The organism is Candidatus Rhabdochlamydia porcellionis (assembly GCF_015356815.2).
Taxonomy (GTDB): Bacteria; Chlamydiota; Chlamydiia; order Chlamydiales; family Rhabdochlamydiaceae; genus Rhabdochlamydia; species Rhabdochlamydia porcellionis.
This window is the reverse complement of sequence record NZ_CP075585.1, coordinates 879980-894103: the sequence shown is the minus strand read 5'-3', so window position 1 is coordinate 894103 and position 14124 is coordinate 879980. Positions and strand designations below refer to the sequence as shown.

The 14124-nt window shown below is 33.7% G+C and carries 11 protein-coding genes; 7 read left to right on the top strand and 4 right to left on the bottom strand.

Going from position 1 to position 14124, the window contains the following annotated elements; genetic code table 11:
* Positions 1-6: 6 nt before the first annotated feature.
* The 5 genes from RHAB15C_RS04100 to RHAB15C_RS04080 all read left to right on the top strand — a co-directional run bounded on the left by RHAB15C_RS04100 (position 7) and on the right by RHAB15C_RS04080 (position 6098).
* On the top strand, positions 7-198 hold the full coding sequence (locus RHAB15C_RS04100) for a hypothetical protein (protein ID WP_194845402.1): 192 nt from the start codon (positions 7-9) through the stop codon (positions 196-198).
* Between the two features lie 173 nt (positions 199-371).
* Positions 372-3227, top strand: coding sequence for a hypothetical protein (locus tag RHAB15C_RS04095; protein WP_194845403.1), 2856 nt, complete (start codon positions 372-374; stop codon positions 3225-3227).
* 111 nt (positions 3228-3338) lie between these two features.
* On the top strand, positions 3339-3758 hold the full coding sequence (gene ssb, locus RHAB15C_RS04090) for a single-stranded DNA-binding protein (protein WP_194845404.1): 420 nt from the start codon (positions 3339-3341) through the stop codon (positions 3756-3758).
* Between the two features lie 5 nt (positions 3759-3763).
* Positions 3764-5245, top strand: a complete 1482-nt coding sequence (locus RHAB15C_RS04085) for a leucyl aminopeptidase (RefSeq protein WP_246587518.1) — start codon at positions 3764-3766, stop codon at positions 5243-5245.
* On the top strand, positions 5226-6098 hold the full coding sequence (locus RHAB15C_RS04080) for an RluA family pseudouridine synthase (RefSeq protein WP_194845405.1): 873 nt from the start codon (positions 5226-5228) through the stop codon (positions 6096-6098). Before RHAB15C_RS04085 ends, RHAB15C_RS04080 begins: the two co-directional genes overlap by 20 nt.
* Here the strand turns inward: RHAB15C_RS04080 and RHAB15C_RS04075 are convergent.
* The gene (locus tag RHAB15C_RS04075) at positions 6066-7331 is read right to left on the bottom strand and encodes an MFS transporter (protein WP_194845406.1); all 1266 of its coding nucleotides are present in this window, start codon (positions 7329-7331) and stop codon (positions 6066-6068) included. The genes RHAB15C_RS04080 and RHAB15C_RS04075 overlap by 33 nt on opposite strands.
* 89 nt (positions 7332-7420) lie before the next feature.
* On the opposite strand from RHAB15C_RS04075, the gene RHAB15C_RS04070 reads away from it, so the two are divergent.
* On the top strand, positions 7421-8500 hold the full coding sequence (locus tag RHAB15C_RS04070; protein ID WP_194845407.1) for a glycosyltransferase family 9 protein: 1080 nt from the start codon (positions 7421-7423) through the stop codon (positions 8498-8500).
* Here RHAB15C_RS04070 and RHAB15C_RS04065 read toward each other — a convergent pair.
* Complete coding sequence (locus RHAB15C_RS04065) at positions 8474-9583, bottom strand: phosphotransacetylase family protein (RefSeq protein WP_194845408.1); 1110 nt, start codon at positions 9581-9583, stop codon at positions 8474-8476. The genes RHAB15C_RS04070 and RHAB15C_RS04065 overlap by 27 nt on opposite strands.
* 2 nt (positions 9584-9585) lie before the next feature.
* Entirely contained in the window at positions 9586-10050 is a 465-nt protein-coding gene (locus tag RHAB15C_RS04060) for an NUDIX hydrolase (protein ID WP_194845409.1), read from the bottom strand.
* A 100-nt stretch (positions 10051-10150) separates the two neighbouring features.
* On the opposite strand from RHAB15C_RS04060, the gene RHAB15C_RS04055 reads away from it, so the two are divergent.
* On the top strand, positions 10151-10753 hold the full coding sequence (locus RHAB15C_RS04055) for a MazG nucleotide pyrophosphohydrolase domain-containing protein (protein WP_194845410.1): 603 nt from the start codon (positions 10151-10153) through the stop codon (positions 10751-10753).
* Here RHAB15C_RS04055 and RHAB15C_RS04050 read toward each other — a convergent pair.
* The gene (locus tag RHAB15C_RS04050) at positions 10750-13917 is read right to left on the bottom strand and encodes a hypothetical protein (protein ID WP_194845411.1); all 3168 of its coding nucleotides are present in this window, start codon (positions 13915-13917) and stop codon (positions 10750-10752) included. The two genes, RHAB15C_RS04055 and RHAB15C_RS04050, sit on opposite strands and share 4 nt — an antisense overlap.
* Positions 13918-14124 lie beyond the last annotated feature (207 nt).

Sequence of the window (14124 nt, the reverse complement as noted above, 5' to 3'; positions counted from 1 at the left end):
GTAAAAATGTTTCAATCAGACCATTCATGCAAAAATCTATTTTTGGGAACCTTCTTAGGAATTGCTGTAGGGGCCCTTGCCACCCTATATTTAGGCACTAATGGAGGAAAAAGACTTCAAAAAGACGTTCTAAATAAATTGTTTAAAGAAGCTAAAAAACCTCGAATTAAGAAAGTTGCTAAACGCATTAAAAAATAGTTAAAAAGAGCCCGCTCTTAGTAGTAAATCATCATTTTCTACTTCTATAGAAGATTTTTTTTATTTATTCTTATCATTAAATAATAATTATATTTATTTTAATATTGTACATTTATATTATATTCACAATTAACATGTGAATTTAAATTTAATAAACATTTTAAAGTTAAATTATGTCTATTTCAAGTTCTTCTGTAAATAAGAATAAAGCTCTTTTATTTTTAAAAAACTTCAGCGAACTAAATCAACTTACTATCAAAGATTTACCAAACTCATTGGAATCCTTGATAAAATCTTTTGTAGATAAATCATTAAAAAATACAACCCATATTTTTGAGAAATTTATCAAAGATCAAGAACAGCAAAAAGCTTTTCTGGAAAAGAATAGCTTTTCTCAGCAATGGCGCTTAGTTTTTTCCATATATCCCGATTTTTGCCAATCTTCTCTTGAAGATATTTTTCTTGCTGCTATCCAAGCGACTCCAAGTTCCTCTAAAGAGGAGGCTCAACAGATATATACCCACTTAATAGAACATCCAGGGGTTAACCTTCATCAGATTTATGCCCAGAGATGTTCTGCAGAGGTTTTCGCTTGGATGCAAAATGAAATTTATAATCTGCCTTGTGATTCTATCTTATTATTATTGAAAATTTGGCGAAATTTTGATCAGTATATAGATCAAAATATAGATCAAACATGGAAGGCTTTATTATCCTTGCCTAGCTTGAGTAGTTCACATAGAAAAGAGCTAACACTATTTCAATCAAAGCAAAATTTTATAAATAGAAATCATAAGGCTCTACAAATCGTTAAATTAGAATCTGTGTCTACTCCAGGGGATTTGAGAATTCCAACAGCTAGAAAGCATCTTAATCCAACTAGAAAGCATCTTAATCAATATGTATTATGGGCTAAAGTTCTTAATGTTTTTTTGAATAAAGTAGCAGATGCCTGTGGATTAAATATTGTAGGATTTATAAAGAATTCATGGGAGTATCAGCTCTTATATACTCCTAGAGATATTTCCTCTAAAATTCTTGCTTGGAGAGCTAAAAACATATTTCTTTTATATCAAGAAAAGCTCAAAAATTTTATAGAGTTTTTTGATGAGGTGATTGAACCTTTAAAAGAAGCAAAGCAAAAAGTAGGTGAATTAAAATGTATGCTAGAGATAAAGCAAGAAGGTATTCCTATCTATAGAAATTCAAACTTAGAGAGAATGAAGGTGATAAGAGGGGCTTCTCTAGAAGAAATAAAAAGAGATAAAACAAATAAGCCTGTGTCAGAAAAGGAAATTAAAGCCTATCTAGAAAAATGGAGGAAAATAGAAAATTCCTTACAAATAGAGCTTATGAAGCCTGTGGCATTTCGAGAAGATATTTCTAATATTGAATATTTGATGAAGAAATTGAGCGATTCTTTCCAAGTAAAAGAATCCAAGCAAGAGATTACACAGGAGCAAATTGCACTTATTGAAAAAAATCAGAAAGAACTTATACAAGCAGAATACGAATATAGTTCTTCTCAAAAAAAAACATTTGCTGCTCCTATAAAAGAATCTGATAGCGATAGTGAAGTCATAGAGGATTCAAGCTCTTCAGACAGCGAATCAATGAGCGTAACCGCTTCTAATACACCAACATTGTTTAAAGTATCCTTTGCTGAAATCGACGCGTTTTTAAAAGAAGGTGGTCAAGTAAATGGATTTTTAAGCAAAACCATTGATGGCATGTTAAAACAGTTAAAAATACATCTTTCAAAAACACAAGTTCACATTTCAGATGAGTTAAACATTATACGAAAAGAGAAGATAAAGGAAATACATACTCAGTTAGTCATTGCAACAGCAGCTCTTGAACTAATCATACAAGCAATAGAGGATCAAAGATTTGATAGAGTGGTTTTAGGATTTCGCAGTAGCTTAATCCACTGTCATTTTGCTATAGAACAAATGCTTTCTTTAAAAGTTTTAATAGAAAATACAGAAATTACAAATACTCATGATTTAATCGAGTTAGCAGAAAAAGCTCATATAGACAACCTGGAAGAGAAAAGGGGATTTTTAAAGGATATTGGAATACATCTTTGGTTTTGCTATCCAGAGGATTATCGATTTTTTTACCCAGAAGAAAGTACTCATCCAAAACCCTTTATCTTTTTACAAAAATTATTACATCTTTATAAAAATAAAGAGGAGTTAGATCTAGTTGTGCTAAGAGAAGCGGTTCAATTGTGCTTTGGAATGTATAGCCAAACCATAGAGTTTATTACAGAAGCCTCTTCATTTCCTCAAGAGAATGTTTGTGGGTTTTTAAAAAAAATGGATGAAGTGCAAAAGCAAATCCAGAGTAAAATGGAAAACAGGGATTTTAATAAGATCTTTAGCAGAAATAAAACATCTATATCAAAAAAATGCAACCAAGCATTAGACATGCTTAAATCAGTGAATAAATTAGAGAATATCCAAGATTTTGAAGAGCTGTTACTGCCCATTAATACAATAAAAGGATATCTAGAATTGATTAAAATTTCTTTATTTCTTCCTCAAGAGGCTCATTCTTTGCAAGAATTTTTCCAAGTAGAAACAATGGTAAACATGGATAAATTATTTAAACATCTGTTTAGAGCAATTATTTTCTTGCAAACAGGAAAAAATAACTATTCTCATAATTTATTAGCTCTTCTTCAATTAACGGAAAACTTCTATAAAAAAGATTTAATAACAGGACAGGATAGGCTTGATCTTAAAGATCTTAATATAAGTATCGCACATCACTATTTACATAAAAATTCTAGTATTTCTTTAAAACGAGACTATAGATATATTTGGGATTTGGCTTATAGATTAAATTTACTTTCTGCAAGAGACTTTACTCTTATTGATCAAAGGCGTAAAATTTCTTATCAAAATTTAAAGCTAGAAATAGGAAAAATCTTTGAAAGCATGAATCATGCTTTTAAGCTATTTATTAAACTTTTAAGTCCTGTAATAACCGAAGTAGAGCAACTAAGTAGTTTTTCTGAATAGACTTAAATGCTTCGAGCTTTTTTTGACCTAGAAGAAAACTGCTTGCTTATTTTAGCAGCTACAAGAAATACTCTTTGTAGCACCACTTTTAAAAATACGAGGATATTTTTTATGAATCAAGCTACAATTGCGGGACATTTAGGTTCTGATCCAGAAGTTAAGTTTACCCCATCAGGTCGAAAAGTTACCTCTTTGCGTGTAGCTGCACGTGCGCGTAAAGGGGGAAAAGATGAGACAATTTGGTGGAGGGTTACTATTTGGGGCGAACAATTTGATAAAATGATGACTTATTTTAAGAAAGGCAGCCCTATTATAGTTCAAGGAGAAATGGACTTAGAAATCTTTACAAATCGAGAGGGGAAGTCTCAGATTTCAGCAGGAATTACAGCTCACAATATCATGTTTAGTCCTTTTGGTCGCACAGACCAAGCAAGTCAAACAACCGATGCTCCATTAAAAGAAGAGAGCGTTCATGCCAAGCCACTTTTAAGTAACGAATCATTCGATGCAGAAGAGGAGATTCCTTTTTAATTATTATGATTAAAATTACCCATATTTCCGATCCAAAAAAACGAAAACATGCTGATGTTGTGATCTGTCCTTTGTGGAAAACAAAGACACAAGCGCAAATAGCTCTTGAATTACAAGAATTTGATGCTCTTATAAAGATTTCATTGGATGACTTTTCCGGTAAAAAAGGGGAAACGCTTTTATTGTATCGCGAAAAAGGAATAGAAAAGAGGATTCTTTTATTAGGGTTAGGAGAAAAAGCTAACTGTCAAACAGAAACGTTGCGCCAGGCTTATGCAAGTGCAATCAAGCAGCTAAGAGCTAAAAATCTCAAGAGCTGTAATGTGCTTTTGCCTTCTTTTGACAAAAAAGAGAGCTCTTCTATTGTCCGAGCTAGTTTAGAGGGATTAATCCTAGCGAATTACGCTTTTGATTGTTTTAAAAGCAATCCTCTTAATGCACCTTTGGAGAATGCATGCATTTGCGGTGTAGAGCCATCCTATGCTTCTTTAATCAGGAAGGTAGAACAGATTATGCAAGGAGTATATCTTACACGTGATTTAGTGAATAATAATGCTGATGATTCTCACGTAGAAGGTTTAATCAAAATAGCAAAGGATTTAAGTAAAGACTGTAAGAAGCTTAAAGTAATCGTCTTACGTGAAAAACAATTAGAAAAAGAGCAGATGAATTTATTGCTAGCTGTGGGAAAAGCAAGCATTCACCCTCCTGCTTTAGTTGTTTTAGAATACATGGGAGATCCTTCTTCTAAAGAAAAAATAGCACTTGTAGGAAAAGGGATTACTTTTGATACAGGTGGTCTTAATTTGAAAACCACAGGGCATATAGAGGCGATGAAATGCGATATGGCCGGTAGTGCTTGTGTATTGGGTGTAATACAGAGCCTTTGTAGCTTAAAAACTAAGAAAAACGTTATTGGCGTACTTGCTCTAGCAGAAAATGCAATAGGCCCTAGTAGCTATAAACCAGGAGATGTATATACCAGTCGTTTAGGGAAAACGGTGGAAATTGGTAATACAGATGCAGAAGGGAGACTTGTTTTAGCAGATGCTCTTTCTTATGTTGAAGATACCTATTCTCCTTCTGTTATGATTGATTTTGCTACTTTAACAGGAGCTATTGTGATTGCACTTGGTGAAGAGGCTGCAGGTCTTTTTTCTAATAATGATTCCCTTGCAAGGAGCTTGCAAGAAGCCGCTCTTAGGACAGATGAACGACTTTGGCGTCTTCCTTTATATCCAGAGTATACCGAAATGCTAAAATCAGAAATTGCTGATTTGAAAAATATAGGCGGCCGTCCTGCATCTTCTTGCACAGCAGCGGCTTTTTTACAGCAATTTATTAACACAACTTGGGCACATCTAGATATTGCGGGGGTGGCCTATTTATCAAAGTCTAAATCTTATCATCCTACTTTGGCGACAGGAGCTGGGGTAAGAGTCACGATGGATTTTATTGAGCATTTTGATGAAAAAGATTCTGTGTAAAGCTCAATTGAAAAAAAAACATGAAGGGATGTCTTTACTTGCGTTTTTAAGACTGCAATGTAAAGACATCTCGGTTAAATCTCTAAAATCTGCAATTGATACAAAGTTATGCACTGTAAATGGAATTGTTGAGCGCTTTTCTACCCATCTTCTAAAGATAGGGGATGTGGTAATCTTATATCAGACCCAAATTCTTCATCCAAAACACTTAGAGATCTTATATCAAGATGAGTATCTGCTTATCTGTAACAAACCCGCAATGTTAATCAGTGATATGCGAGCCCTGCAATCTTTACTAAAAGATAGGTGGTTACTAGGTCATCGTTTGGATAAAGAGACTTCAGGTGCTTTAATTTTTGTGAAAAATACATTCGTTTTACAACAATTGATTGCTTTATTTAAAAAGCACTCTGTGGAAAAGTTTTATCTAGCACTAGTGGATGGGCAAGTTTTGCAAGAGGAAGGAAAAATAGATAAGCCTATTGCAAAATTAAAAAGCTACCAAGGACAGAGCCTATATGGAGTAACTACTACACCTGGTGCTAAAAGAGCTGTTACTTTATGGCGTTGTTTAAAGCGTAGTAAAGCCGCTTCTCTTCTTTTATGTCAACCAATGACCGGTAGGACACACCAGCTTCGTGTACACTTAAGCTATATAGGACATCCTATTTTAGGCGATACCCTCTATGCAAAACATTTTTTTTGCAGAACCTCTCCTATACGTCATTTGCTGCATGCATATATCTTGCGTTTCCCTCATCCTGTTTCTCATCAAATGATAACAGCCAAAGCAAAAGTTCCAGAGGATTTCAAAGAGCACTTAAAAGAGCTCAAAATGACACAGACGATTTAGTTTTTTGGAAAGTGCAAATACGAGAAGGCCTATGATAATCAGTGCTATCGCAGTGGCTTTAAAAAGCATGTGTGAAGAAATAGGGCTTGGAATAAATAAAAAAGCTAAGTCTCTTAAATAAAAAGCAGCATTAAAGCAAGTGATCCAAATACCGATTAAAACAGCTGTATAGCGGCGTGGCGATAAGCGTGTGATTAAAGAAAGACCAATAGGAGCTAACAGCAGCTCTGCTAAAACCACGAAAAAATATATGGTAAATACCGAACTAGTTATATAGGAGCCAAAATTTAACTCAAAGCTGTCTAAAGTAAGCATGGCAAAACAAATACTTAAGATGAAAAAGGCAAGGGAAATTTTTAAGATAGCATTGCTATAAGAGCGTTTTTTATAAGAAAAAAGATAGATTTTTGCTAAAGCAAGCGCAATTAGAATGAGATATAAACTCTGTATGCTAAAAAGCTGCATGTCAAAAGGAAGAGATCTAGCTATATTGGGACTATATTCGATCAATAATGGATTTAATGTCATATGACTTAAGTCTTGAGCTATCCAAAAAATAATAGAAAATAAGATGAGGATCACCGTTACCCAAATTCGATCTTTTTCCTGTTTATGAAGAGGAGAAAAAGCATTTTCTGCAGCTTGAAGTTTAAGTCTATTATATTGTTTTAAAGCTATACTTAAGGGAATTAAACCCATTAATCCAATGCTACCTGCTATTGCAAAAGCTGCCTGCAGGTTTTTTAAGTCAGCTAAAGAGTTTAGGATCCAAAATGCCAGAAGCGGCCCTAAGCTTATCAGTGCATAGTAAATAGAAAAACCAGAGTCTCTTAAATGAGGCCTTTGTTGATAAAAGGTACCTAAGAGCGCGTAACTACCTGGTTGAAATAAAGCATTTCCAAAAGCTACCAAAACAAGAGCAATAAATAGAAAAGGTAAAGAGCTGGTTAAAATCAGAAAGCAGCCTACTACGTTTAATAAAACCCCCCAAATAACAGAGAGACGATACTGAATGCGTTCTACTATAAATCCACCTAATATAGGTAGAAAGATAGTAATTAATAGGAATACAGTTCCTATTTGGCTGGAAGCGTGTTCTGTAAAATATTGAAAGTCGGCAATATATAAGAAAAATAAATAAGCAATAGCTCCAAAGGCTATACGCCTACAAATTTCTGTTAAAGCAATGTAGTAAAGAGCTGTTGGTTGTTGTGAAGATCCTATGTATTTCATTGTTTATATACTCACATAAAATAAATTTTACATTTTATCATGATTTTTTTACTTTGGCTATATTTTACTGAAGGATATTCTGTTTCGATATGCAAAGTTCATCTTTTTCTATTCTTTTAGTTAAAACCTCTTCTACTGGAGATGTTATTCAAACATTACCAGCTTTGCAATATTTGCGTGCTCGATTCCCAGAAGCAACAATTGATTGGGTAGTAGAAGAACCCAATTCTTCTTTATTATCGGCTTCATTTTTGCTTTCTAATATTATTCCAATTGATACTAAAGCCTGGCGTTCTTCTTTAGGTGCTTGGAAAACTTTTTTTGGCCCCCTTAAAAACCTGCGTTCTAAAAAATACGATCTATTATTCGATTTGCAGGGAAATGCTAAATCAGCCTGTGTAACTTTCTTAGCAAGGGCCAAAGAAAAAATTGGTTTTGACTCCACTCACGTACAAGAAAGAATCAATCTTTTGGTCACTACAAAAAAAATACCCCTTGCTAAAATACTTAATGCGCAAATGAAATATTTGCAATTGGTTCAGCGTTATTTTAACGATGATACAATTTTTTTCCCGCAATCAATTTCTATGAATTTAACATTCTTAGAAAAAAATAGATTAGAAATTCTATTAGCAAATAGATCTCTTAAAGTACCAATGCGTCTTATGATAGCAGCGCATTCTCGTTGGCCAAATAAAGAGATGCAGGTAGAAACTTTATGTTCTTTACTAACGCACATTAGCACCCAATACTCCGTATGCTTTATCTTTGTATACCATACAGAATCTGAAAAGCAACAAGCCGATTATATGGTACAAAGGTTTAAATCTCAATCCTTGAGTATAGGAGAGCTGAGTTTACCTTTATGGCAGAGCTTAATGAGCGAAATGGATGGAGTTATTTGCGTAGATTCAGCAGCTCTGCATTTATGTGCAACAACGAATACTCCTTCTTTTAGTATATTTGGACCTTCACTAGCAAATTGTTATCGACCGATCGGGCTACAGCATTTTTCTGTACAAGGGATCTGTCCTTATAAAGTGCAGTTTTGGTCTCGTTGCCCTCTTTTGAGAAAGTGTGCCACAGGAGCTTGTTTAAAAAATCTTGATACCCATCGTTTAATAAAGGTTTGCTCTGATTGGTTAGCTACCATTAAGAGTAGATTGTAATAAAGAAAAATCGATATGGCTTTCTGCGATAGAAATAGCTTCTTTAATCTTGTCGGTATCTTCTGTCGATATCTTTGCAGTAAAAGCAGAAATTTTTTCCATTGCTGTATAACTATGTAGAGGTGTATAGAGAACGGGAATGTCAGCTTTTGCTAATTGTTCTATTAAATAATGGCGGGGAGAAAAATCTCCTGTTAAAATCATTCCTGTACAAAGACCTTCCTTATGAGAATCTAATAGTTCTAAGTGTTTATTAAGGGTGGCTAAAATAATGTCTTCGCGATTAGATGGTGTAATAATGAGTTGGTTGGGCAGAATCATTTCACGATAGCTCTCTACAGAGGTTGCTACCAATCGAATACGATCAAAGTGACGAAATCTATAATTAGAGCCTGTAATAATAGGGGTTTGAAATAATAACTCAAAGTCCCCCATGGAAAAAGTACTTAAAAAAGGATCAAAAGGAATACATCCTAATAGAGGCAGGTTCCAGCGTTTAAGTGCTTTTCTTATATAATGCTGGATCATTTCTTGTTTCTGGGGCAATACACGGTTAAGAATCACTCCTAAAATAGATAGTTTATAGTGATTGCAAAGGGTAATGTTTAGTGTCAAATCATCAAAACTAGAGCCCAATCCTCCCGAAGAGATTAAAATTAAGGGAAGTTTTAGCTCTTTAGCTACTTGAGCGTTATTTAGATGGATAATGGATCCCACACCACAATGTCCGGTACCTTCTACAAGAATGAGTTGTTTATTTTCTTTGATTGTTTTAAAAGAGAGGATCAATTTTTTGCGCAAATCGTCAATGTGGATTTTTTTATCTAAAAAATCACGGGTAAAACCAGATGGAATTACAATAGGGCTCATAGATTCTAAAGAATCGGTTAATGCAAAATGTTTTTTAAAGATTAATACATCTTTATCTACCTGTAGACCCTGCTTTGTGGTAATATGTTGCTGCCCAATAGGCTTCATATAGCCTAAATGAGAAAAAAGCTTATGCAACCCAGAAAAAAGACCTAAGCAGGCTGTGGTTTTTCCAATATGTTGACCAGTAGAAGCAATAAAAAGTCCTCTCATATTTAAACCTTTGTGGAAAAGAGGTTTGCATTAAATATTTCAGGGATAATTTGCTTAACATCGGGAAAAGTTTCTTCTTCTTTCAGCTCTAGAATTTCTTCTTTAGAAAACCATCGACAAGAAAATTCCTTGACTAAACCCTCTTCTATTGGATATCCAACGAATACAAAATCTATATTCTGGTGCATAGGAGTCTGATTCCAAGCGGGAATTTCTTCCAATAAACATAAAAAAGGACGTGGGATGCTGTAAGCGTTTTTATGAGATACCTGAAGATATCCATCTTGATAAAAACCGATTTTTAAACCTGTTTCCTCTAATACTTCTCTCAAAGCACATTCATGAGGAGTTTCATTCTCTTCTAAGTGTCCTCCTGGGGGAAGCCATTTATGGAATTTAGGGTGCATGAGCAAAAGAGCTTTGTCATTTTTAATAATGTATACAGTTGCTGTGAATTGTCGTTGCATGAAGCCTCTTTTAGATTTTTATTTAGCTTAAATAAAACACGGAAAAAATGATAGGATCCTTTAGACAACTCACTTTTATAAGGCTCTTATGGAAGAATTCATGAATTTGATAGAAACAATAGACAAGCTCTTCAATCATTGTGGATGGTCTTGTAGGCAAACCTTAAAGAGTTTGCAGCCCTATCTTCTCGAAGAAGTGCATGAAGCGATAGAAGCCATTGATCGAGATTCAGATGAGCAGATCATGGAAGAATTAGGCGATATGCTTTATACCCTCTTATTTTGTGCTAAAATTGCGGAAAAGGATAAACGATTTGATTTAACCCATATTTTATCAAATATAAACAAGAAACTGATCCGTCGTCATCCTCATGTTTTTGACAATGTAAAAGTGCATAGTGTGGAAGAAATTGCAGAGAACTGGCAGAAGATCAAAAAACGAGAATCTAAAGGAGTTCTTAGCGGTATTTCAGAAAACCTCCCTAGCTTAGCTCGAGCGCAGAAAATTTTACACCGACTTAAGACAAATGGTTTTCCGGAGCTCAGATCGGAGCTTTTACCTTTACATACAGAAGAACAAATAGCTAACTCTCTCATTGCTATTTTGATGACAGCAGATAGTAATGGGGTCGATGTAGAAGGTGCTTTAAGAAGAAAACTTACTCACTTACAACGACAATTTGAAAACAGGAAAGATTCTTAAGAGTTTCTTAAAAAAGCAGTTGTGGGCAAAATAATTCTTCTGCCTAATTGAGATACAAGTTCAGGTTGGTACAAGGCTTCTTGTGCTGCTAAGTCTACAATATTTTGTAAACGCTCTTGGATTATAGGAGAAATCCATACTAGTAGGTCAATGGAGCTCTTCTCTGCCAGCTTTGATGCTAAGCGCTCAATCTTTGTAAAATTCTTAATAGCAGTTTTAGGTACTGTACTAGCAATAAAAGCACTAATATCACTTAAGAGCTCTGTAATCTCTTCTTTTACAGCGCTTTGTTTTTCTTTATTTTCTTTAGGGTGCTCAATAACTTGGTTAGTTAATGCTAAGCCTTGATAGAGCCAATCATAGAGGATTTCTTCAGAAAGAGGAGTTTTTAATAATTTTGTAAGACCAAGCATAATTTTTTCTCTAATGATATGATCGATCTCAGATTTTATAGCATTATTTATTTTATCGCTTATAACCTCATTTACGGATATGGTATGTTCTTGCAGTGTATTTTCAGGAGTTACCTCTCCAAGAAAAAGATTGTTAAGTTTTTTCAGAGGTATTGTTATTTTATCTCTAAGAACAGGTAAAATGAAGAGAGCTTCTCTGTTTTTGTCTCCTAGAGCTTGTGTATTTTGCGCATGTAATAGTAACTCTGTATTGTAGTTAAGTTGTTCGTAATTTTTTATCTGTTGGCTAATTATCCCTTCTAATTTTGGGGTGTGTTTATGCAATTCCTTCATAAAATTTGCCTTAGCAACAGCAATCTTTGTAGAGGAAGCTATTTGTTGAATATCTCTATGTTGAGTAAAAGTTTGCATAAGTTTTTCTACAAATTCCTTGACAAGCAGACTAGAAGGTAGTAGCTTTTCTTGAGAATCTTTCTCTGGTTGTTGCAATTTTTTATAGAACGCTTTAAGGCCGTTGCGGATTAAGAGATCTAAAACAGAAGCATTTCCATTAGGAGCTGGTTTAATAAAAGAATCCGTTCCTGTTTTGATAATAGAAGAAACAAGCTCATGTTTATTTAAATAAGATACAATCCATTTTAATAGACCCGATTCTGATTTTTCCACAAGATCATCTACTAATTTACTATAGAGATCAGGAAGATTAAACTCTCTAAGCGCTGCTTCATTATTTCCTAGTCCTAAAGACAAAAGCTGATCTATAATCAAGTGAGTGATCTGTTCTTGATCTGGAAATCTTTGCGCATCTACTTTAGCGTTTGAGATGGCAGAATTTAATAAATGAAAGTATATTGTTGCATTTTCTATTAGTTTCTGGCTTAGAGCCCGAAATTGATCATGAGTGTATTCTTGATCCAATTTTTGATAAATCATTTTAGAGTAGTTACTTATTGTGCGAGAAATCGTCGTATGGATAAGGTTTTCTATTTTAAAAAGTTTAGTAACAAAAAAGCAGACCTTTGCTAAAACGATTTTCCATGTAGGAAATTCTTGTATTTTAAGTTCCTCGAGAAATAATTGTTTAGGACAGCCATCCATTTCTTCAGATTTTTGTATGATATTGCGGTAAAAGAGAGAATCTCTAGTTGGATGAAAAAAAAAATTATCAATAGACATCATCAAAGTAAGACTTGTTGTATGCTTTGCCAATTTTTCTAATTCTTGTTCAATAGCCAATTTACTCCCTTCTTTAGAAAAAGGACGTTTTTCAATTTCCTTTACCAATTTAAGGTGTTTCTGAGGTTGTAAAGAAGGTATGTTTTCTATAGGTATAGATTGACTAGGATCAAACAAAAGTGCCCTTTTTAAATCTAAAAACTTTTGTTTTTCATCTTCTTTAAAAGAAATTTTGGGATTTTTAATAAATTTATTTAAGAGATCTATTAAATCTTTATGGTCATTAGGTGTTATATTTCCTTTTATAAGGGAAATTCCTAATTTAGAAAGAGAAGTGGTTATTTGCGAAAAAATAGTTTCTTTTGGTAGTAGTTCTTGAATAATATTTTTGCATTGATTCAACAGCTCCTGTAAATCTTCTTTATTAAAACGCTTTCCAAGAGCAATAACAGATAAGTTTTCTAAAAGACGGGTTAAAGCTATTTTCTCTCTTTCAATAAAGAGATAGGGCTGCTCTTTTAATAGAAGTTCTAATTTTTCCTTTAGAACGTTACAAGAAGAGAGTGGGGCATCGTCTTTAAGGTAGAATCTCATTTTTTTGAGATTTAATAGGAGGTCTTGAGCTTTTCTATCATTAGATAAGAGCTCCAATTTTTTCTGTAAATCCTCACAAGAAGAAGTATCGTCCTTAAGATGGCTCCTTATTTTTTTGAATATGGATTTTCTGTGTCTCTCCATGCGTATTTGCATAAAAGAAACAACTTCTTCATTTTTCTGTAGTATGGTTTTAAGCAGCTTGTTTTTGACATTGTCGTCTTTTCCGATTGTCTTAAGAGTAGTTTTAGGAACAAGTGTTTTAAGAATAGCATTCACATCAGCAACTAGATCGAGTAATCCAGCACGGTTAGCTTGTCTTCTAGCAATTTGGTTAAAACCTTGAGTTTCTAAATTAGGGTTGAATTGCTCTTTTAGCAAAATAATATAGCTGAATTGTTCCTTGAATGTTTGTAAAAATGCATGCTTGCTTTCAATATGTTTAACTACTTTATCTAATCCGATATATAATTGGCGTGATTGCATGATTGTTTCGTTAAATGCATCGAGCAAATAATAAGCCTCTTGGAGCTTTTCGGCATCATAGGTGCTTATGAGTGCTTTAAACTTTTCAGAAAACTCATTAAAAAAATTGTTTGCTTTAACTCTTTGTTCATCGGACAAGTTAGTGATATTGTGGTATTCTTTTTCAATTTTTTCTAATGTCTTTGTGTGAGTATCCTGTAAAGAATCTAGGTTTTGTTGATTTTCTTCATATTTTCTTGCAAAGTCGTTAAGTAATTTACGTGTTTTTCCAGGATGATATTGCTCTAGGGTCTTGCCGAAGTCGGATAGTTGGTCAATAATCCTTATATTTTTTTGATCTAAAAAAACCGAGAAAAGAGAGGGGTCATAAGGATTAAAAAAAGAACCAATAAAAGAAGAAATACCACTAGATAGACCTTTAGGAAAGGATATTCTCCTCACTAGAGGCAGGCTATAGGTTCTCTGATAGATAGGACAAGAGTCAGATACAGGCATAATAAATCTCTCACTTTTAAAGAGGCTTATTTTAGCATACATTTGTTTTTTTTATTTAAAAAACACTCTTATTTATTAATTAATTTAAAATTAATAAATTTTTAATTTATGATTGAATGAATCATTTTCTTGCTTTATAAGAGTCTTGTAAGTGCATTAAACACAGTAAGAAAGGATTTTTTGCTTAAGTTTATAAGCTGCGGATGG